This window comes from Paenibacillus turicensis (genome assembly GCF_017873435.1).
Taxonomy (GTDB): domain Bacteria; phylum Bacillota; class Bacilli; order Paenibacillales; family Paenibacillaceae; genus Fontibacillus; species Fontibacillus turicensis.
In genome coordinates, this window is the sequence record NZ_JAGGKG010000017.1 from 33,095 (window position 1) to 54,404 (window position 21,310).

A 21,310-nucleotide genomic window follows, 5' to 3' on the forward strand; every position below is an offset into this window, starting at 1 on the left:
TAAAACCAGATTCCTTTTACACAACTTAATCGTTGTAATCTGGTTTTAAATACGAACGTTTCACTTCTCCAGAATCCTTCTGTGCTCGCTTTGTATCTCATAGGAGTAAACATAATTTTGAGGTCGCCTAAAGAACGGCGAACCTTATAAAAAGGGATTTTATTATTAGTGAATAATAATGAAGTTCCTTTTTTTGTTACTATTCGTTGTGCCAAATGGCGAACTTTATACAAGAGCATCTCATTATTATTAAACAATAATGAGGTGCTTTTTTGGGGTTTCCTAAAAACAGCAAAAGTAATATTAGCGAAGAGGCAGAGGGATTTTGGAGAAGCCTAGCGTTCACCTTTAAAGCTTGAATCTTATCAGTTTAAAATTCCTTAAATAAAGATTCAAGCTTTAACAGTGGTCGAAGCAACCCTCTGACTCGTAGCGTTTTGCTGCAGCTAGTCTCTTAAATTTACATAATGCTAGATTTAGAGTCATAAACACGAAGTACAAGCATACAAATGAGATATAACCAAACATTATTTATCTAGTTTTGGTTGGAAGCTTAAGGTAAAGGGGGAAAAAAGATGAGCCTAAGCTGGTTATCCTTGTTTCCCGATCACATCCAGAGTATGCTTCGTTCTCTTCCCTCTTCGCTTTTGGATGAAATTGAGGAAATTCGTCTTCGAGAGGGACGTGCCCTTGAGGTGAATGCGGGTGGACACTTTTATTATTTAACAGCAAAAGGAGAGGTGACATCGAAGCCAGAGCATGCATATCGACCAAGCCGCAAGGATAGTAATACACTGCTTGATCTCATTACCAATCATTCTTTATACACGATGGAGGAGGAGCTAAGGCGGGGATTTATTACAATCGCAGGGGGTCATAGAGTTGGTTTGTCTGGTAGAACGGTACTAAGCGGCGGACAGGTTGCTCATTTGCGAGATATTAGCGGCTTTAATGTCAGGGTGGCAAGAGAAGTGCAGGGGGTGGCAGATCATTTACTCCCTAAGTTGCTTGATTTTAAGCAGAAAAGCATCAATCATACTTTAATTATTTCTCCCCCACAGCAAGGAAAAACAACGATGATTCGTGATTTGGCTCGTCAAATCAGTTATGGAACTTGGCGAAATCCTAAAGCACAGTGGCAAGGGCTTAAGGTAGCGGTCATTGATGAGCGTTCTGAAATTGCTGGCAGTAAACGAGGTGTTCCTAGCTTTGATGTTGGTCCAAGAACTGATGTGATGGACGGTTGTCCAAAGGCTGAAGGTATGATGATGATGATTCGCTCGATGTCTCCAGATGTACTCATTGTAGATGAAATTGGACGCAAGGAGGACATTGAGGCTCTGATTGAAGCGTTACATGCTGGAGTACGTGTCATTGCTACTGCACACGGTTCAAGTGTGGAAGAGCTACAAACAAGACTTAAAGCTGTTTCAAGCTTAGGAAGTGACTTTTTTAAAGCTTATGTGGTTCTTAGCCGCAAGGGAAAGGCGATTACGTACAAGCTATGGGATGACAAGGGTAGAACGATGCTGAACTATGACGATGTGCAAAGAGGCAAAGAATATTATGGCTAAAATGATAGGGGCTACATTAATTATATTGGCAGCAACATTGGCAGGCTGGTATAAAGCACGACAATATGCTAACAGACCAAGGCAAATTCGCCAATTAATTGTAGCGTTAAAACGCCTAGAGACAGAAATTATGTATGGCTTTACACCTCTACCAGATGCACTCAGGGTCATTGCCAAGCAGCTAAAACCTCCGCTACAAAGTATTTTCGAGCACGCAGCGGGTGGGATGGATAAACACAATTCAACAGCACAACAAAGCTTGCATACTGCAATTTCACAGTATTGGGGACATACAGATATGAAGTCAGCTGAAAGGGAGATTATGGTTCAGCTCAGCTATACCCTAGGTACAAGTGATCGAGCGGATCAGGCAGGACATATTACTGCGGCAATCTCTCAATTGCAGCATGAGGAGCTTCAGGCTCGTGATGAACAAGTGCATTATGAAAAAATGTACAAAAGCTTAGGATTGTTAAGTGGAATTTTAGTGGTCATTTTGTTGTACTGACCCCCACATTTACATCCTGACTAGATGGTGAGGTGCCAAACAATGAACATTGAAGTAAATGCAATATTTCAAATTGCAGGAATCGGCATAATTATAGCGATGATCCATACTGTATTGAAGCAGATGGGCAAGGAAGATATGGCACATTGGGTTACACTCATTGGTTTCGTTGTTGTCCTATTTATGGTCATACGAATGCTGGACAGCTTGTTTCAGGAGATTAAATCAATTTTCTTGTTCCAGTAGGTGGATAATCAGTGGAAATGATTCAGATTGTTGGACTTGGCTTAATTGCGACAATACTCATTTTAGTAATTAAAGAACAAAAGCCGTTATTTGCCTTCCTGCTTGCGATGTGTACAGGCATCATCATTTTTTTATACTTGGTCGAAAAAATCGGTGGCATCATTAGTGTATTGCAGGAGCTAGCTGAATCAACTGGGGTTAACATGGTTTATCTCAAAACCATTCTAAAAATAATTGGAATTGCTTATATTGCTGAATTTGGTGCACAAATTGTACGAGATGCTGGACAAGAGAGCATAGCCTCAAAGATTGAGTTAGCAGGAAAGGTGCTTATTATGGTTTCCGCTGTTCCTATAATCAGCATCATAATCGAAACAATCATGAAGCTATTGCCTACCTAGAAGGGGATGAGGTAATGAAATTATGGAAAACGAAGCAGCTTCATTTACCACTACTCTTGATGATTCTAGGTGCATTAACACTATCATTGCTACTCCCCTTTCAGGTAAATGCAAAGGATACAGATGGAAAAGAAGTGAACTGGAAAGAACGACAAAGCAATGAGCTAAAGACAGATGAAGTTGAAACCTACTGGGATAGCTTGATGAAGGAATACGGTGGTTTTTTCCCTGATCAGAAGCTCCCTTCATTTAAAGACATGCTGATTAAGGAAGGTCAAGGATTTGATTTGAAGTCAGTTTTTTCTGGCTTGATGAAATATATGTGGCATGAGGTGTTATACAACGGTCATATTCTGGTCACTATCATTTTGTTGTGTGTGTTCAGTATGATCCTTGAAACACTACAAACCGCATTTGAACGTAAGCAAGTTAGCAAGGTTGCCTACTCGATCTGTTATATGGTTATTTTGGTGCTTGCTATCAATAGCTTTCATGTTGCAATTTCTTATGCTAGTTCAGCGATAAGAGGTATGGTTGATTTTATGATTGCGATGGTGCCGCTGCTGTTTATGCTCTTAGCTTCGATGGGCAATGTCGTAACGGTGACGATTACACATCCCTTTGTCGTGTTTATGGTGCATACCGTAGGAACACTAGTACACACTATTATTTTTCCACTACTGTTCTTCTCGGTTATCCTTCATATCGTTAGCTCATTGTCGGACAGGTATAAGGTGGATCGGCTTGCTGATCTACTCAAAACAGTTAGCATGGGGTTGCTTGGAGTTTTGCTTACGGTTTTTTTAGGCGTAATTTCAGTCAGAGGTTTTACAGGCTCAGTTACAGATGGGGTGACACTTAGAGCTGCGAAATATTTAACTGGAAACTTTGTTCCAGTCGTTGGCAAGTTATTTGCAGATGCGACGGATACAGTAGTATCTGCTTCACTGTTAGTCAAAAATTCAGTCGGAATTGTTGGCGTCATTATTTTGCTGTTCTTATGTGCTTTTCCAGCCATCAAGATACTCATTTTAGCACTAATATTTAATCTAGCTGCTGCTGTGTTACAGCCACTTGGTGATTCTCCAATTCTAACTTGCTTAGAGACCATCGGTAAAAGTATGGTGTACGTGTTTGCGGCACTTGCCGCGGTTGCGATGATGTTTTTTCTAGCCATCACGATTATGCTAACCGCCGGAAATATTACGGTGATGATGAGGTGAGCAGAAATTGATATAGTGTCGCTTGTTTAGGGATGGTGAACGTTATGACATTGCTTTCACAATGGCTAAAAGAAATTATTTTTATCATCTTATTTGCAGTATTTATTGAACTATTGTTGCCTAATCGTTCGATGGAACGATATGTAAAATTTGTGATTAGCTTATTGATTCTGCTGACCTTACTGTCACCGATTATGAAATTATTTACAGATCAAACAGAGAAAAAAATTGAAGTTGCTTTAACCGGGGGATTTGATGTAGAGGATGGGAATGTACAGGCAGAGACGAAAAAGATTTTAGCTGAGGGGAATGAACTTCAGAAGAAACGCGAGCAAGAAGTTATGGCATGGACAGGGGAAGAAATTGCAAGGCAAATGAAGGAACAGCTTAAAAATGTGACAGGGCAACCGATTAACCGAGTAGCAGTAGGCTTAACAAACTTAGGAAATAAAAAGGAAACAACAATTACCTCAATCGAGGTAGTGATGGGAGCCAGTCTACAGGCTCAATCTGAGCCGACAGCACAGCCAGAGCAGTCAGATCACACAGAGCACTCAGATCAATTAGAACAGCCGCAAGAAAAAATACAAAGTGTAGAAATTCCTGCAGTTAAGCAAATTGAAATTGATATTAGCTCATCTCAAAAAGATGAAAATGCTGGGGAACGCAATAAAGAACAAAACCATAACAAGTCATTAACTGTTGAACAAGATCAGGGTGCTCATCAGAATACTAACGATGAAAAAATGAAGCAGATGAGCGATAAAATAAAAAGCTTTTTGCAGGAGCAATGGGGGATACAAAGAAACGTCATTTCTGTTGTGGTGGATGAGGCGAATTTTAAGGAATAAGGAGGTGATTTGATGCCAAAGTGGTGGAATAAGCTAGAAGCCTTTATTAGCGCAGGTGGAAAAAATGAAAATGGAAAAAGGAAACTAAATACATTTCGTTTGCTTATATTAATCGCCTTAATTGGTATGGCTATTATGTTATTTAACTCCTTTGTTCATGTGAAAAAGATAGATCCAGAAGGAGAAGGACGAGAGCCGCCAGTACTCCAAAATATAACAACCCCTAATTTAAATGATGCTGATACGAGTACAAGTCCTTTTGATGACATTGAGCATTCGCTCGAAAATAAAACAAAAGAAATTTTGGAAAAAATCGTAGGTGTAGGTGCGGTGGATGTTCTTGTCACAATTGATTCTACTGAAGAAGTTATTGTTCAACGTAATGTTAAGGACAGTCAAGAGGTGACAGAGGAAACAGATGCAGGTGGGGGAAAGCGTAATATTACGCAATACACAAAAGATGGACAGATTATGACTTACGAGGTATCAGGTAATCAACAGCCGATTGTAACTAAAAAGGTAAAGCCTAAGGTTCGAGGCGTGTTGGTTGTAGCTAGAGGGGCAGAAAATGATACGGTAAAAGGTCTGATTGTAGATGCAGTTGAAAAAGGATTGAATGTTCCAGCCTTCAGAATCTCTGTTGTGCCTAGGAAACAATCACAATAAAACAAAGAAATTAAATAAAAGGATTCTAAGGAGGAAGTATCGTTATGAAATCTAAAAGACAAACAATTTGGTTGGTATCCATGCTTAGCTTAATGGTCATTTTATCTGCTTATTATTTGTTTACAGAGGATTCAAGCCAAAATGCTTCAAAACCAGTAGAGGGCGAGCAAGTTGTGAATATGCAAAATCCAACAGACCTGAAGGTGTTCCCAGATTCTGCGCCATCTAGTCAAGATGTTACCATTTCTGAAGTAACGTCTGAAAATGGCTCAGCTACAGGCGCAATTACAGATGATAAAGAGCAGCCACAAACTGAAGTAAAGGATAATAAAGAACCATCAGGAGAAAAAGAACAAACAGGAGAGAAGCAACAAAACGGACAAGTGACCGATCCACAGGTAAAAGATGAGGATGTGTTAAAGCAGCTTGAAAGCCAAGGCACAACTAAACTAGATCAACTTACCGCTTATCAGCAAGAAAGAAGTCAAACGAATGCTAAAAGAGTAGATGAGCTTTTGAAAAAAATTAATGATGGAAAATCACTTGATGAGTCAGCAGTTGCTCAAAAGGAACTAAGAGTGTTAGAGGAAAACGAAGAAAAAATTAATGGTATTGAAGAGCGCCTACAACAACAATATGCAAATGCCGTAGTTACTGAAGACAATAATCAATATAAGGTTGTAGTTGCAAGTGAAAAGCTTGAAGCAAAAGATGCAGTAAACATCGTAGACCTTGTTATTAAAGAATTAGGCGTTTCTCAAGATAAAGTAAGTGTGCAATATGTGAGTAAATAATAGGCAAATAATAGTGCATCAAAAGTAAGTTCACTTTTTGAAGGTGGACTGTAGACTTAAGTAGAGAGGAGAGAGTGCATAAACGGAAAAGTGTTTGTTCCGTAGCGCCTCTCTTCTGTTCTTTTAAAAATGCGGAATTAAAAGTATAATTTAATGGCGATTGACCAAAAAAGAATGCGTGATTTTAAAGGGTGCAGGTCATTTTCCAATTGAATCACCCGGGTTAGAGCAGCTGAATAAAGCCGTTCTCTCGTTTTTGCAAAGGATTGAGCGTGGTGAGTTTTCAGATATGTCTTAGTACGTATGGAAATGCTACACTCTTTCTATTTTGATTGATTGTGATATAATACATAAAGTTATGTTACAAAAAAGGCCAAGGCTTTGCTGATTTAAAGCTGAAGGAGTGAATAATAATATGCTAAAGCTAAGTGAAATTAAAGAATTGATTGAATTAGTAGACAAATCAACATTACAGGAATTGGAAATTGAAAATGAAGGAAGTCGCTTGAGTATTCGCAAGGCTTCTCCGCAATTTGCGCAAGTGATGGCACAACCGATGGTGATGTCTCCCTCAGCAGGTTTAAATATGCCTGAAGTCACTGTGAGCGAAGTAACTACAAGCGGAAGTGCAGGAGACACAGCTGTAGCAGCTCCAGACACCTCTCATTTACATACCATTGTTTCTCCGATGGTAGGTACTTTTTATCGTTCATCTTCACCTGATGCAAATCCTTTTGTAAATATCGGGGATAAAGTAGGAGACAAAACGACGGTATGTATTATTGAAGCCATGAAATTAATGAATGAATTAGAAGCTGAAGTGAAGGGCTCCATAGTTGATATTCTTGTGGAAAATGGTCAGCTTGTAGAATATGGACAACCTCTATTTCTGGTCAAACCGGAGTAATTACCAAGGAGGGTGTGTAAACAGATGAAATTTCAGAAATTGTTAATTGCCAATCGCGGCGAAATTGCAGTTCGTATTATTCGAGCATGTAGGGAAATGGGGATTTCCACTGTTGCTGTATATTCAGAGGCTGATCGAGATTCCTTACATGTTAAATTAGCGGATGAGGCCTATTGTATTGGACCGACCTTATCTCGCGACAGTTATTTAAATTTAACAAATTTGATGAGTGTAGCCACTTTAACGGAATGTGATGCTGTTCACCCCGGATATGGTTTTTTAGCTGAAAATGCTGACTTTGCTGAAATCTGTGCTTCCTGCAACATTACTTTTGTTGGACCTTCCCCTGAGGCGATCACTAAAATGGGGGATAAGGCGGTAGCTAAGCAAACGATGCAGGAGGCAAATGTTCCGGTTATCCCTGGCTCAGATGGCTTGATTCAAGATTTGGATGAAGCTATTGTGATTGCAAGACAAATTGGCTATCCTGTCATTATTAAGGCAACTGCTGGTGGTGGCGGTAAAGGAATTCGTATTGCTGAAAATGAAGAAAGCTTAGTGAAGCAGATTGAAACGGCTCAGCAAGAAGCTCAAAAGGCATTTGGCAATGCTGGTGTTTACCTAGAAAAATACTTGACTGGAATGAAGCACGTTGAGATCCAAATCATTGCCGATAAGCATGGTAATGCGGTGTATCTCGGTGAACGTGATTGCTCCATTCAACGTCGTCGTCAAAAGCTAATTGAGGAAGCTCCTTGTCCTGTCCTTTCTGCTGAAAAACGCAAGGAAATGGGAGAAGCAGCTGTTAGAGCGGCTTTGGCAGTAGACTACTCTGGAGCGGGTACACTGGAGTTTTTGCTTGGACAAGATGGACAGTTTTATTTCATGGAAATGAATACTAGAATTCAAGTTGAGCATCCCGTAACTGAAATGGTGACAGGAATTGATCTCATTCAAGAAATGATTTCTGTTGCAGAAGGAAACCCACTTTCCTTTAGTCAAAATGAAGTTGTGCTAGATGGATGGTCAATTGAATGTCGTATTAATGCAGAGGACCCATTCCGTAACTTTATGCCTTCTCCAGGTAAAATTGATTTTTACCTTGCACCTGGTGGCCCAGGAGTACGAGTAGATAGCGGTGCATATCCAGGGTACACGATTTCTCCTTATTATGATTCTATGATTGCGAAGCTGATCGTGTGGGGGAAAACGCGTGAAGAGGCGATTACAAGAATGAAGCGTGCCTTAGCTGAATTTGCAATTGAAGGCATTCATACTACGATTCCATTTCACCAAAAATTGTTAGAACACCCAGCCTTTTTAAGTGGTGATTTCGATATTAAGTTTTTGGAAGAAAACGAAATTTAGAAAAAACCTCTTGGTTTGTCATAATGAACCTGAAATGATATAGTATGTATAATAAGTGCGCTTGTCTAAGAAGGATTTGTTAAGTCTAGCGTCATACTTATTGAGAGGTGGATGATTGAAATGAGTACAGTATCTACTGAATTTGAACGTACAGACATTGGTGAAATTCAGATTGCACCTGAAGTCATTGAAGTGATTGCTGGTCTTGCAACCGTCGAGGTAAAAGGCGTTGCTGGAATGAGTGGTGGCTTTGCAGGTGACATTGCTGAGCTTCTTGGCCGTAAAAATTTGGCTAAAGGGGTAAAGGTTGAGGTTGGACAACGTGAAGCGGCTGTAGACGTTTCTGTCATTATTGAGTATGGAAATCGAATCCCTGAGGTAGCAACTGAGATTCAACGTAATATTAAACGCTCGATTGAAAATATGACTGGACTAAATGTGATTGAAGTGAACGTACATATTCATGACGTGATCTTCAAAACGGCTGAAAAGATCGAAGAGGCAGAAGTAAACCACAGGGTAAAATAAATGAATGCATCTATAAACCCCCGACCTTGAGTCAGGGGTTTACTACACTTTTCACTTGAACTAATGAAGGAGGCTTTACCTCTCGTGGCTAAAATTGTAGACCGATTGTTGCTTTTCCTTTACAGCTTATGCATTGGTGTCATCTCCATAGCAGCAATTCTTTTATTAACTAATGTTGTGACTATATCCTATGAATCAAGTTCAAAGGATCCTGTTTTTGTGGGAATGATTGCGGCAGCTTCTGTCCTGTTTTTGCTTAGCTTACGTTTCCTTTACATTTCTATTAAACGTGATCGTAATGCTGGTAATTCCATTGATCAACGTACAGAATATGGAGATATTCAAATTTCGGTGGAGACGATTGAAAACTTAGCTTATAAGGCTGCGGCAACTGTACGTGGGGTACGCGATATTAAGACGAGAATTCGTATCACTGAAGCAGGGCTTGAAATTAAAGTAAGAGCATTAGTGGATGGAGAAACCCCTATTCCTGACGTAACAGAGGAAGTACAAAGACAAGTGCATGATTACGTTAAAACAACGACAGGTATTCCTGTTGCTTATGTATCTGTATTTATTGCTAATCTTGTGCAATCATCCCCGATGATTAAAAGTCGGGTTGAATAGGAGTGAATCACCCTATGTTATGGAGGCAAATTAAAGAAAGTGGCTTAGGCCGTTTAATCGGGCTTGGCGCTGGATTGTTTTTCTTCCTTATTTATGTCTTTTTTGGATTTTGGAACATGCTGTTTTGTGCTCTGCTATTATACATTGGTTATATAGTGGGTAAACGTAAGGACTTGGGCGAAGAAAATCTAATTTCATTGGGCACAATACGGAATTGGTTAGAGAGACGCTATCGTCCATTTAAATAATTCCTGTGATATGCTTTTTCCTAAAAAAGAGCTATGCTTTTCATTTGCCCATTTTTGTGGAGAGAGTATGTCAGAGGATTTTTTTGTCTTTAATCTCTCATTCTAGATTAGCATTTTTGCACACTATCAAGGAGGATTTACATGAAACGACGGTTAGCAAGAGAAATTGCGATACAAAGCTTGTATCAAATGGAAATGAATGAAGTGGAAGCAGAGGAAGCGGTAGTGATGCTCCTTACAGAAGCATCTGAGGAAAATGAGTCCCAAGTTGAACTGTCTGATGTAAGTAAAACAAAGGAATTTGTACTTGAGCTTGTTAATGGGGTTGCAAATAACAAACTTGCCATTGATGAGTTATTAGTGGATTACTTACAAAATTGGAATTTAGATCGTTTATCTAAAGTAGACCGTCAAATTTTAAGACTAGCTGTTTATGAAATGGTATTTCGGGATGATGTACCGGGTAAAGTTGCTGTTAACGAAGCGGTAGATTTAGCGAAGCATTTTGGTATGCCAGAGTCAGGTAAGTTTGTTAATGGTGTGTTAGGTAAGCTGATTGGGGATGTAGATGAATTAAAATCTAAATTCGTGAAATAATCGAGAGCTTTACTAAAGTAAAAATAAATATAACTTAAATTAAGAGTGACAGATTGAACAAACCTCACTGCTGTTTCACTGCGCTCAAAAAGGAGAGAAATGACATGTCGGCAGCTATTATTAATGGGAAGCAAATTTCAGAAGAGATTCGTAATTCGTTGAGAAATGAAGTAGAGCAATTAAAAGGTCAAGGGCTTACACCAGGCCTTGCAGTTATTTTGGTTGGCGAAGATCCAGCTTCTGGCGTTTATGTGCGTAATAAGGAAAAGGCATGTCATGATTTAGGTTTTTACTCAGAGGTACATCGTTTGTCAGCGGATACAACAGAGCAAGAGCTTCTTGCTTTAGTGGACAAGCTAAACCATCAACAGGATATTCACGGCATTTTAGTGCAATTACCATTACCTCCACATATTCACGAGAAATCAGTGATTGATGCGATTTCTGTGCATAAGGATGTCGATGGCTTCCATCCGATTAACGTTGGTAATTTGGTCATCGGTGATGATAGCTTGCTGCCATGTACCCCTGCGGGTGTGATTGAGCTAATTAAACGTGCAGGTGTTGAAATGTCAGGCAAACATGCCGTTGTTATTGGACGTAGCAACATTGTGGGTAAGCCTGTGTCTCTACTACTACAGCGTGAAAATGCAACCGTAACAATGTGTCATTCTAGAACGAACAACATGAAGGAAATTACAAAACAAGCGGACATTCTAGTTGTAGCGATAGGTCGTGCTAATTTTGTGGATGCTTCTTTTGTGAAGCCTGGGGCGGTTGTCATTGATGTTGGAATGAATCGACTCGATAATGGCAAGCTAGCTGGAGATGTAGATTTTGAGAGCGTGAAGGAAGTGTCAGGCCCGATTACACCGGTTCCAGGTGGAGTGGGTCCAATGACCATTACGATGCTTATGCAAAATACAGTTGTGGCTGCAAAAAGACTACACCAACAACGTTAATAAATATTAAAATTTATAAAGGAGGGGTTCTCGTGGAGCAACGCATTTATTCCATCAAGGAATTAAATCGTTACATTCGGATGAAGCTGGAATCTGATAACGTGTTGTCGGAAGTGTGGATTCGAGGCGAGATCTCCAATTTTACGCATCATTCTAGTGGACATATGTATTTTACGCTTAAAGATGCCGATAGCAGAATCAAAACGATTATGTTTGCTTCTCACAATCAACGTCTACCCTTTATTCCTAAGGAAGGTACGCGTGTGATCGCTAAAGGGAATGTGTCTGTATATGAACGTGATGGACAATATCAGTTTTACGTGACTCAGATGCAACCTGATGGTGTGGGGAGCTTATATTTGGCCTATGAGCAGCTTAAAAGTAAGCTTGAATCTGCGGGTTGGTTTTTACCTGAACGTAAAAAAGCAATCCCTCGTTTTCCTAAGGTGATAGGCGTTGTCACATCGCCTACTGGGGCTGCTGTTAGGGATATTATAACTACCTTAGAACGCCGTTATCCAAGGGCAAATGTCATTTTATATCCTGTGCTTGTGCAAGGAAAAGGAGCGGCGCCTTCCATTGTTAAAGCGATTAAGGCACTTAACGAGTCGGCAGAGGCGGATGTGTTAATTGTAGGGCGCGGAGGTGGATCACTGGAGGAGCTATGGGCGTTTAATGAGGAAATTGTGGCACATGCAATTTATCATTCCTCTATTCCCGTGATTTCTGCAGTAGGTCATGAAACGGATTTTACCATCGCCGATTTTGTGGCTGATTTGCGTGCAGCAACACCAACTGCAGCGGCTGAACTCGCTGTTCCACATCAAGCAGAGCTGATGGCTGTAATTAAGCAACGGCAAAATATGCTGTATCGACTTGTACGATCCAAAGTTGAGCAAGCTCAAGTTTCTTTGAAGCGTGTTCAGCGTTCACCTGTTTTAGTTCATCCAAAGCGAAGCTTAACACAACATATTGAGCGCTTAGATGCACTACAAACAAGATCGAAATATTTAATTCGGAATTATATTTCACTTCAAAACTCACGTCACAGACAGATACATCATCAATTGCTTCGTTATCATCCTGTCCAGAGCTTTATGAACGTAAAACGTCAACATACTGAATTGACACGTCAGTTAGGGCAAGGGATAGAGCGGCTTATGAGAGAGCATAAACAACGTTTAGGTGGAGCAATTCGGCATTTAGATGCACTTAGCCCGCTAAAGGTAATGGAGCGAGGATACAGTCTTGTGTATGATCAACAAGAGGAGAAGTTGATTAAATCAGTTGATGATGTTCATCTTGGTGACCTCATTACGGTTAAAGTTGCAGATGGTGATTTGAGCTGTCAGGTTTGGGGAATGGAGCCTAAGCCTAATGAGAAAGGAGAACGCAATGGAACAGGAAATTAGCTTTGAAGAGGCAATGAATAAGCTGGAGCAAATTGTATCTCAATTAGAAGCAGGAGATGTACCATTGGAGCAGGCCATTGAGTTGTTTCAGACGGGGATGCAGTTGTCCCAAATTTGTGGAAGCAAGTTAACAGAGGTTGAGCGGAAAATAGAAATGATTGTAGAGCAAGAAGGACAATCTCAGAAAAGACCGTTTATATTAGAAGGCGGGGAATAAAATTGACTAGTTTCATTCCTTTAGAACAATATATGAAAGAGATTGAAATGAGACTTGTAGACTCAATATCATCCTCGGTTCCCCAGACTTGGAATATACCTGCTTCATTACGAGAGTCCATGGAATATTCTTTGCTTGCGGGCGGGAAAAGATTACGTCCATTACTCGTTATTGCGGCGGCAGAGGCTGTAGGTGGACAACGTGAGGCAGCATTACCAATTGCACAAGCAGTAGAAATGATACACACCTATTCCTTAATTCATGATGATTTGCCAGCGATGGATAATGATGACTTCCGTAGAGGGAAACCTACAAATCATAAGGTGTTTGGAGAAGCGATGGCAATTCTTGCTGGAGATGGATTACTCACACATGCCTTTCACCAAGTTGTCCAAGCTAGTCGCTTGTATAATGTACCTGCTGAGGCCACGTTAGACATTATTGAGGAATTGGCTATATATGCAGGCCCTTCGGGTATGGTAGGGGGACAAGTTGCAGATATGCAAGGGGAGCAAGGGATTACGGATCTTGAGACGTTACAATATATTCACCAGCATAAAACAGGTGATTTGATCGTATTCTCTCTAAAGGCGGGGGGACGTGTTAGCGGAGCATCTGAAGCGCAGCTTGCTGCACTAGCTAAGTTTGGTCAATGTATTGGGCTTGCTTTCCAAATTCGTGATGATATTCTTGATCTTGTGGGTGATGAAGGAAAGCTAGGCAAAAAGGTTCAAAGTGATGTGAAGCAAGAAAAAGTAACTTATCCATATTTTATTGGTTTAGAGGCTTCACAGGCTGAATTAGAAAGATTAACGCTAGCAGCAAAAGAGGCAGTAAGTGATGGAAGTATCCCCTTCCCTGAACGTTTGCTTCAAATTGCTGATTTTTTAACTCATCGAGATCATTAATGTTTTATTGATTTTTCGTTTTTATTGTATTCATGTGATATAATGAAGGCTATTATCAACGAAGAGAAATCTAATTTATGGGAAGCGGGGAATTTTCAATGCTGCTTTCACAAATTAATGAACCCAGCGACTTGAAAAATTTTACTACGGAGCAACTTGTTCCATTAGCTGCTGATATACGTCAATTTCTAATTGAGAAGTTATCAGTGACAGGTGGACACCTTGCCTCTAATTTAGGTGTCGTTGAATTGACACTAGCGTTGCATTATTGCTACGAAAGTCCACGGGATAAAATTATTTTTGATGTAGGGCATCAAGCTTATGTGCATAAAATATTAACGGGCCGAATGGATCGTTTTGATACATTACGTAAATCAAATGGATTATGTGGCTTTGTGAAGCGTTGCGAAAGTGAGCATGACGTGTGGGAAGCAGGTCATAGTAGCACTTCTCTTTCTGCTGCCATGGGTATGGCACTAGCACGTGATCTTAAGGGTGAAGACAACAGTGTAGTTGCCGTTATTGGAGATGGTGCGCTTACAGGCGGAATGGCATTTGAAGCGTTAAATCACATTGGACATGAGAAAAAAAATATGATGGTTGTTTTAAACGATAATGAAATGTCGATCGCGCCAAATGTAGGTGCAATGCACAATTATCTTAATAAGCTTCGCTCTGATCGCAATTATTTGCGAGCCAAAGGTGAAGTTGAGCAGTTCCTAAAAAAAATTCCTGCCATTGGTGGAAAGCTTGCTAAAACTGTTGAGCGGTTTAAGGATAGTTTAAAATATTTAATGGTTTCTGGTATTTTGTTTGAGGAACTAGGTTTTACTTATTTGGGTCCTGTAGATGGTCATGATATGGAAAGCTTAGTTGATATTTTTACTCAGGCTAAAAATGTAACAGGACCTGTGCTCGTACATGTATTAACGACAAAAGGGAAGGGATACACGCCTGCTGAGAAGGACTCTCATAAGTGGCATGGCATTTCTCCCTACAAAATTGAATCAGGCCAGGTTCTAAAAGCGGTTGGCAACATGATGTATACTGAAGTATTTTCCCAGACGTTGATGGAACTAGCAGACAAAGATCCACGTATTGTTGCCGTGACCCCAGCGATGCCAAGTGGTTCTGGTTTAGTTAAGTTTGCTGAAAAGTATCCTAATCGAATGATTGACGTTGGGATTGCGGAGCAACATGCGGCTACTTTATGTGCAGCGATGGCGCTTGAGGGAATGAAGCCGATTTATGCGGTATATTCTACCTTCATGCAACGAGCTTACGATCAGATTGTGCATGATATTTGTCGCCATAATGCGAATGTAATGTTTGCCATTGACCGTGCCGGCTTTGTGGGTGCCGATGGAGAGACACATCAAGGAGTCTATGATATTGCTTTTATGCGTCACATACCAAATATCGTAATTATGATGCCAAAAGACGATAATGAGCTACGTCATATGATGAAGACTGCACTTGATTATAATGATGGACCTATTGCTTATCGCTATCCACGTATTAATGTGCCTGGCGTGCCTTGGGATGAAGAGTTAAAAGCAATTCCAATTGGAACTTGGGAAACATTAGTGTCAGGTGAGGAAATTAGTATTTTAGCGGTGGGTCCAATGGTCGAAGTCGCTAAAGCAGCCGCAGAAAGTCTAAAGCGGGATGGAATTTCTGTAGAGGTTGTAAATGCACGTTTCCTTAAGCCTTTAGATGAAAACATGCTTACAGAATTGGCTCACCGTCGTAATAAACTTATTGTGCTTGAAGAGGCTTCACAAGCGGGAAGCTTAGGTAGTGCTGTGTTAGAGTTTTATGCTTCCGCAGGGATAACGGGTGTGGATGTTTCGTTAATGGGTATTCCTGATGTATTTATTGAGCATGGTACGATTAAGGAGCAACGAGAGGAAGTGGGTCTTACCGCTGAATCCGTTATAGAACTCATAAAAACATCCCGTCTAGGTCATCGTAAGTATGTGAAGCAAGTCAAACCTTCTTAAATATTGTTTGAACGTTGTTGTACGTTAAAGTCAGGAGAGTCTTATGTCAGTTCCAAAAGAACGTATTGATGTATTGCTGGTAGAACAAGGGTATTTTAATAGCAGAGAAAAGGCAAAGGCAGCCATAATGGCGGGCCTTGTCTTTGATGGACATGAACGCATTGAGAAGCCAGGTACTAAGGTGCCTAGAGATATTGCATTATCGGTAAAGGGTGCAATCCATCCTTACGTTGGTCGTGGTGGTCTTAAGCTTGAAAAGGCAATTAAGGCGTTTGATTTAAACATGCAGGATGTGGTTATGCTAGATGTTGGTTCCTCTACTGGAGGATTTACAGACTGTGCCTTACAGCATGGTGCAAGCTATGTTTATGCCATAGATACAGGGTATAACCAATTAGATTGGTCATTACGCAGTGATGAGCGTGTAAATGTCAAGGAGCGGACCAATTTCCGCTATATGACTCCATCTGATCTAGATGGCCCAGATCCAAACTTCGCAAGTATTGATGTGTCTTTTATTTCCTTAAAAATTATTATGCCTCCATTACTTGAATTGCTGAAGCAGCCTTCGCATATTGTTGCGTTAATTAAGCCACAGTTCGAGGCTGGTCGTGAGAAGGTTGGTAAACTTGGGGTTGTAAGAGATGCTAAGGTACATGTACAGGTGCTTGAAGATATTTTAGGCTTTGCTGTTCATTTAGGTTTTGCTCTGCATCACGTTACTTTTTCACCGATTACGGGTGGAGAAGGAAATATCGAATTTTTGGCTCATTTTTCATTACATGAAGAGGAGAATGCAAATCTACCCTCTATGGAATTTAGTCAAATTCAAGTTGTTGCTAGAAAAGTAGTGGAGGAAGCACATCTCCAGTTTAGAGGAAATCCATCTTAAACGAGGTGGATTTTTTATTGGTTGAAAAAAGAACAAATGTTCGCTATAATGATGAAAACATGTATATTTACTAATTTTATCTTATAATTGTGTTAAGGATAAACAGGAGGTAGGTTCTTTTCGTCGAATTAATGGTTGAGGTGATTTGAGGTGAGTCTAAACACTGAAAATTTACTGATGATCATTTTTACATGTTTTTTACTTTATTTGATTTATTATGGATTACGTTCTTGGCTCAACAAACCAATTTCTATAGGCTCTCATTGGAAATTCGAATTTAATGATGAGATTATAGATCACCCTGCTGTCACTTTATTAGAGGAACATGGTTATGAGGTCGTTAGTGATAAGATGAAGGTTCCCCTTACATTTGATGTGAATGGGAAGCAATTACACAGTCGTATATTTATAGATTATATTGTAACTAGGCATCAGCAATATTATCTTGTAAGAACCTCTAAAGAGCGACTCAGTATGGAGTGGACTGGGAGTGGAGTAAGAAAGGAATTATTTCCTTATTTACTTCTCTATCCCGAGTGTGCGGGTGTGTTATTTGTAGATTTAGAGCGTAATGAAATCAAAGTGGTTAAATTAACTAGTAATGAAGATGATGAGGAATAAACCTAAGTTAAACATAATTGGAGGATAAAATGAAGGGTCAAAGGCACATTAAAATTCGCGAAATTATTGCAAATCAAGAAATCGAAACTCAAGATGATCTAGTAGCATCATTAAGAAATGCTGGTTTTCAAGTTACCCAAGCTACAGTATCAAGAGATATTAAGGAATTAATGCTGATTAAGGTTCCAACGGATGAAGGAAAATATAAATATTCTATGCCAACCGCACAACGTTATAATCCTGTACAAAAACTTCAGCGTGCTCTAGTGGACAGCTTTGTTAGTATTGATCACACTGGTAATTTGGTTGTCATTAAGTGCTTACCAGGAACTGCAAATTCTGTAGCTGTTCTTATTGATAACATGGAATGGTCAGATTTATTAGGTACGATTTGCGGTGACGACACGATATTAATGATTTGCAGAAACGAAGAGTATAGTGAATTTATTATTAATCAAATTATGGGTTTTATTTCATAAGTAGCTGCGGTTGGTGACAACGAAAGGAGTTGCGCTGCCTTGTTAGTTCATTTATCTATTACTAACCTAGCAGTGATTGAAGCGGTGGAAGTTGACTTTCATCGTGGCTTTCACGTGCTTACAGGTGAGACAGGTGCAGGGAAATCAATCATCATTGACGCGTTAGGCTTAATTGCAGGTGCAAGAGGATCTGCTGATTTAATACGTTATGGCTGCGAAAAGGCTGAGATGGAAGCTTCTTTTGATTTAGATGAAGGTCATATTGTCTGGCATATTTTAGATAACCTCGGGATACGTGCAGAGCGCAATGAACTACTCATTATTCGGCGCGAAATTAGTCAACAAGGAAAAAGCACAGCTAGAATAAATGGACAGCTTGTTAATTTATCCATGCTGCGTGAAGTTGGAGAAAGCCTCATTGCTTTGCATGGTCAACATGATCATCAAAATTTGCTGCGCTCAGAAAAACATCTCAGCTTGCTTGATGCGTATGGTGCAGAGGCGATTAATCCTGTTAAACAGCAATATCAAGAAATATTTAAATCCTTTATAAAAGTAGATAAACAATTTAACGAGTTACGTAATACGAATCAACAATCGTTACAGATGCTCGACCTATATAAATTTCAGCTTGAAGAGATTGCTGCGGCGGGACTAAAAGAAGGTGAGCAAGAATTACTTTCAGAAGAAAAGCTAAAACTAACCCATAGCGAAAAAATGATGGGTGCAATTTCTGAAGCTTATCAGTTATTGTATGGAGCCCAAGGCTTGGATACGATAGCAAGGGCAGTATCAAGAATGCAGGATATTTCCGCATTTGATCAAAAGGTAATCGGACCCATTGTAGAGCAGCTTCAATCCGCTTTTTATCAATTAGAGGATGCTTCTTATGCTTTACGTGATTATCGTGAAAATATTGAATTTAACCCTTCGCGCTTAGATGAGGTAGAGGATCGATTAAACTTGATTTCATCATTACGCCGTAAGTATGGGGATAACATAACTGATATTTTAAACTATTACGAAAAAATTAAAGCGGAAGCTTATGCGCTTGAAAACAAGGATGAACTGTTAGACCAGCTCCAGTCAGAGCGAGACAAGCTGATGATTGAGTTAATGCAGCAGGCGACGGCTTTGTCAGCGATACGTAAGCAGAAGGCTGAACAGCTAGCACAGGAAATTGAAAATGAGCTGAAAGATTTGCAAATGAATAAAACAGTATTTCAGGTGCAATTCCAAATGAGCCAAGATGTAGTTACTGGTACAGAATGGCAAGGTCAAAAAATAAAACCATCCAAGCATGGTGTGGATATCGTTGAATTTTTAATTTCTGCTAACCCAGGAGAACCACTACGACCTTTAAGTAAAATTGCCTCTGGTGGAGAGCTTTCTCGAATTATGCTGGCTTTAAAGAGCATTTTTGCAAAGCATGAATCAATACCTGTATTGATATTTGATGAAGTGGATACAGGCGTGAGTGGACGAGCGGCACAAGCGATTGCTGAAAAGCTATATCGCCTATCTCATGGTTGTCAGGTGTTCTCCATTAGTCATTTACCTCAGGTGGCTTGTATGGCAGATGAACAATACTTAATCGAAAAAATGATTCAGGATGAACGTACGGTTACGAAGGTGGAAGCTCTGTCAGGTGATGGTAGAGTGCTGGAACTTGCACGTATGCTCGGAGGCGTAGAAATCACAGATAAAACGTTACAGCACGCGCAAGATATGCTTCATTTAGGTATGTCACAAAAGGCTTCTTTTAGCATGGCTGAGTAATCATTGACAGTCATAAAACAGAATTCGGGGGGTATCTTATAGGTACGCAATTGGCGACCACCTTTTCGTCAAGCGAAAGAAGCAAAGGGAGCGTGACAGCCATTGAACCACAATCTCAAGAAAAGATTATCCGGTCTTTTACTTGCTTTCTTCTTTTGTTTAGCAAGCAGCATGTTGCTTAAGACTGCTTCCCCCTTATTTTATGATGAAATCCGCCTTGTTGAAGGTGAAAATCATCAGCTTACACTTGCTTTACCCGTTCAAACTGAAGTGACAGTGGATCATCCCGATGTTGTTAAGCTAAATGATCGCAGTGATGTCACCTCATGTTTCTCCACTGGGAGCCCAGTAACATTATCTTCATTAAATAGTGGCCAAGCAGAGCTTGAAATGAAGCTGTTTGGACGATTACCTTTCAAAACGGTTAAGGTTAATGTTGTTCCAAATCTAAAAGTAATCCCAGGTGGACAAACGATTGGCGTTAAAGTTAAATCTGCCGGTATTTTAGTTGTTGGACATCACCAGGTGTCAACAAAAAAGGAGAAGATTTCTCCTGGAGAGTTAGCCGGCATTCAGCCAGGCGATCTAATTACCCATATTAATGGAGTGTTATTAAAGGATGTACAGCATGTTGGTAAAATTGTGGAGTCGGCGGCTCCAAACAAGCAACCTTTAAAAATTACTTACAAGCGTGAAGGCAAGGTGTATCATACAAAGCTGTCACCTGCATTTGACAATGAAGATCAGGCATGGCGACTTGGGTTATACATTCGTGATTCCGCTGCGGGTGTAGGAACCTTAACCTTTTATGATCCAGAGCATCAGGTATATGGTGCATTGGGACATGTTATAACAGACATGAACACTCAAACCCCCATCGTAGTAGGTAGTGGAGAAATTTTAGAATCCAGTGTGACCTCGATCTCCAAAAGTGAAAGTGGGGAGCCTGGTGAAAAGAGAGCTCATTTCTTAAAAGAAGGAAAAGTTTTAGGTAACATCCAGCGCAATACTCATTTCGGTATTTTTGGTAAAATGGATTCAAATCCAAGCCATAGTGTTTATCAGCAACCGATTCCAGTCGCCTTTGCGGAGGAAGTGAAGGAAGGCCCTGCTGAAATTTTAACTGTAGTTGAAGGACAAAAGGTTGAACGTTACAAAATTGAGGTTGTGCATGTCTCTAAGCAAAATTCACCTCAAACCAAAGGAATGGTACTTCGTATTACCGATCCTAAATTGATTCAAAAAACAGGCGGGATTGTCCAGGGGATGAGCGGAAGTCCAATTATTCAAAATGGCAAGCTCATTGGGGCAGTCACACATGTATTTGTGAATGATCCTAAATCTGGTTACGGCTGTTTTATTGAATGGATGCTACAGGATGCTGGTGTAGTCAAAAATCAAAGCCAAAGTACAGTTGCAGATCTTAAGGCGAGCTAATCGCCTTAAGGTTTTTTTTGTTTGTTTTTTAATTACACAAAGATCGTCTAACAATAAAATAA

Annotated in this window: 24 protein-coding genes; all 24 read left to right on the plus strand. The window is 40.0% G+C overall.

Going from position 1 to position 21,310, the window contains the following annotated elements:
- Window positions 1–575: 575 nt before the first annotated feature.
- The 24 genes from spoIIIAA to spoIVB all read left to right on the plus strand — a co-directional run bounded on the left by spoIIIAA (window position 576) and on the right by spoIVB (window position 21,248).
- Window positions 576–1,574, plus strand: a complete 999-nt coding sequence (gene spoIIIAA, locus J2Z32_RS16150) for a stage III sporulation protein AA (RefSeq protein WP_210090216.1) — start codon at window positions 576–578, stop codon at window positions 1,572–1,574.
- A complete protein-coding gene (gene spoIIIAB, locus J2Z32_RS16155; protein ID WP_210090217.1) occupies window positions 1,567–2,082 on the plus strand; it encodes a stage III sporulation protein SpoIIIAB in 516 nt (171 codons plus the stop codon). Before spoIIIAA ends, spoIIIAB begins: the two co-directional genes overlap by 8 nt.
- A 42-nt stretch (window positions 2,083–2,124) precedes the next feature.
- Window positions 2,125–2,328: a stage III sporulation protein AC gene (gene spoIIIAC, locus J2Z32_RS16160; RefSeq protein ID WP_209858749.1), complete on the plus strand. Its 204-nt coding sequence runs from the start codon at window positions 2,125–2,127 to the stop codon at window positions 2,326–2,328.
- 11 nt (window positions 2,329–2,339) lie between these two features.
- A complete protein-coding gene (gene spoIIIAD, locus J2Z32_RS16165) occupies window positions 2,340–2,729 on the plus strand; it encodes a stage III sporulation protein AD (RefSeq protein WP_210090218.1) in 390 nt (129 codons plus the stop codon).
- 14 nt (window positions 2,730–2,743) lie between these two features.
- Window positions 2,744–3,952, plus strand: coding sequence for a stage III sporulation protein AE (spoIIIAE, locus tag J2Z32_RS16170; protein ID WP_245251535.1), 1,209 nt, complete (start codon window positions 2,744–2,746; stop codon window positions 3,950–3,952).
- Between the two features lie 44 nt (window positions 3,953–3,996).
- The gene (spoIIIAF, locus tag J2Z32_RS16175; RefSeq protein WP_210090219.1) at window positions 3,997–4,803 is read left to right on the plus strand and encodes a stage III sporulation protein AF; all 807 of its coding nucleotides are present in this window, start codon (window positions 3,997–3,999) and stop codon (window positions 4,801–4,803) included.
- 12 nt (window positions 4,804–4,815) lie between these two features.
- Window positions 4,816–5,469 (plus strand): stage III sporulation protein AG, encoded by a 654-nt coding sequence (gene spoIIIAG / locus J2Z32_RS16180; RefSeq protein WP_210090220.1) that lies wholly within the window; start codon window positions 4,816–4,818, stop codon window positions 5,467–5,469.
- A gap of 44 nt (window positions 5,470–5,513) precedes the next feature.
- The gene (locus J2Z32_RS16185; RefSeq protein WP_210090221.1) at window positions 5,514–6,263 is read left to right on the plus strand and encodes a SpoIIIAH-like family protein; all 750 of its coding nucleotides are present in this window, start codon (window positions 5,514–5,516) and stop codon (window positions 6,261–6,263) included.
- 415 nt (window positions 6,264–6,678) lie between these two features.
- The gene (gene accB / locus J2Z32_RS16190) at window positions 6,679–7,170 is read left to right on the plus strand and encodes an acetyl-CoA carboxylase biotin carboxyl carrier protein (protein WP_210090222.1); all 492 of its coding nucleotides are present in this window, start codon (window positions 6,679–6,681) and stop codon (window positions 7,168–7,170) included.
- 24 nt (window positions 7,171–7,194) lie between these two features.
- Window positions 7,195–8,538 (plus strand): acetyl-CoA carboxylase biotin carboxylase subunit, encoded by a 1,344-nt coding sequence (gene accC / locus J2Z32_RS16195; RefSeq protein WP_210090223.1) that lies wholly within the window; start codon window positions 7,195–7,197, stop codon window positions 8,536–8,538.
- Window positions 8,539–8,658: 120 nt separating this feature from the next.
- Entirely contained in the window at window positions 8,659–9,066 is a 408-nt protein-coding gene (locus J2Z32_RS16200) for an Asp23/Gls24 family envelope stress response protein (protein WP_210090224.1), read from the plus strand.
- Window positions 9,067–9,150: 84 nt separating this feature from the next.
- Window positions 9,151–9,693, plus strand: a complete 543-nt coding sequence (gene amaP / locus J2Z32_RS16205; protein ID WP_210090225.1) for an alkaline shock response membrane anchor protein AmaP — start codon at window positions 9,151–9,153, stop codon at window positions 9,691–9,693.
- A gap of 14 nt (window positions 9,694–9,707) precedes the next feature.
- On the plus strand, window positions 9,708–9,941 hold the full coding sequence (locus J2Z32_RS16210; RefSeq protein WP_210090226.1) for a DUF2273 domain-containing protein: 234 nt from the start codon (window positions 9,708–9,710) through the stop codon (window positions 9,939–9,941).
- A 141-nt stretch (window positions 9,942–10,082) separates the two neighbouring features.
- Window positions 10,083–10,538 (plus strand): transcription antitermination factor NusB, encoded by a 456-nt coding sequence (gene nusB / locus J2Z32_RS16215; RefSeq protein ID WP_210090227.1) that lies wholly within the window; start codon window positions 10,083–10,085, stop codon window positions 10,536–10,538.
- Between the two features lie 104 nt (window positions 10,539–10,642).
- Complete coding sequence (folD, locus tag J2Z32_RS16220; RefSeq protein ID WP_210090228.1) at window positions 10,643–11,500, plus strand: bifunctional methylenetetrahydrofolate dehydrogenase/methenyltetrahydrofolate cyclohydrolase FolD; 858 nt, start codon at window positions 10,643–10,645, stop codon at window positions 11,498–11,500.
- A gap of 80 nt (window positions 11,501–11,580) precedes the next feature.
- Entirely contained in the window at window positions 11,581–12,912 is a 1,332-nt protein-coding gene (gene xseA / locus J2Z32_RS16225; RefSeq protein ID WP_245251548.1) for an exodeoxyribonuclease VII large subunit, read from the plus strand.
- Entirely contained in the window at window positions 12,896–13,129 is a 234-nt protein-coding gene (xseB, locus tag J2Z32_RS16230; protein ID WP_245251537.1) for an exodeoxyribonuclease VII small subunit, read from the plus strand. Before xseA ends, xseB begins: the two co-directional genes overlap by 17 nt.
- A 47-nt stretch (window positions 13,130–13,176) precedes the next feature.
- A complete protein-coding gene (locus J2Z32_RS16235) occupies window positions 13,177–14,037 on the plus strand; it encodes a polyprenyl synthetase family protein (RefSeq protein WP_425343014.1) in 861 nt (286 codons plus the stop codon).
- A gap of 98 nt (window positions 14,038–14,135) precedes the next feature.
- A complete protein-coding gene (gene dxs / locus J2Z32_RS16240) occupies window positions 14,136–16,040 on the plus strand; it encodes a 1-deoxy-D-xylulose-5-phosphate synthase (RefSeq protein WP_210090232.1) in 1,905 nt (634 codons plus the stop codon).
- A 43-nt stretch (window positions 16,041–16,083) separates the two neighbouring features.
- Window positions 16,084–16,932, plus strand: a complete 849-nt coding sequence (locus J2Z32_RS16245; RefSeq protein WP_210090233.1) for a TlyA family RNA methyltransferase — start codon at window positions 16,084–16,086, stop codon at window positions 16,930–16,932.
- Window positions 16,933–17,139: 207 nt separating this feature from the next.
- Window positions 17,140–17,553, plus strand: a complete 414-nt coding sequence (locus J2Z32_RS16250) for a hypothetical protein (protein WP_245251538.1) — start codon at window positions 17,140–17,142, stop codon at window positions 17,551–17,553.
- A gap of 29 nt (window positions 17,554–17,582) precedes the next feature.
- Window positions 17,583–18,032, plus strand: a complete 450-nt coding sequence (gene ahrC, locus J2Z32_RS16255) for a transcriptional regulator AhrC/ArgR (protein ID WP_210090235.1) — start codon at window positions 17,583–17,585, stop codon at window positions 18,030–18,032.
- 39 nt (window positions 18,033–18,071) lie between these two features.
- Window positions 18,072–19,811, plus strand: a complete 1,740-nt coding sequence (recN, locus tag J2Z32_RS16260) for a DNA repair protein RecN (RefSeq protein WP_210090236.1) — start codon at window positions 18,072–18,074, stop codon at window positions 19,809–19,811.
- A 102-nt stretch (window positions 19,812–19,913) separates the two neighbouring features.
- The gene (spoIVB, locus tag J2Z32_RS16265) at window positions 19,914–21,248 is read left to right on the plus strand and encodes a SpoIVB peptidase (RefSeq protein ID WP_210090237.1); all 1,335 of its coding nucleotides are present in this window, start codon (window positions 19,914–19,916) and stop codon (window positions 21,246–21,248) included.
- Window positions 21,249–21,310: the final 62 nt, after the last annotated feature.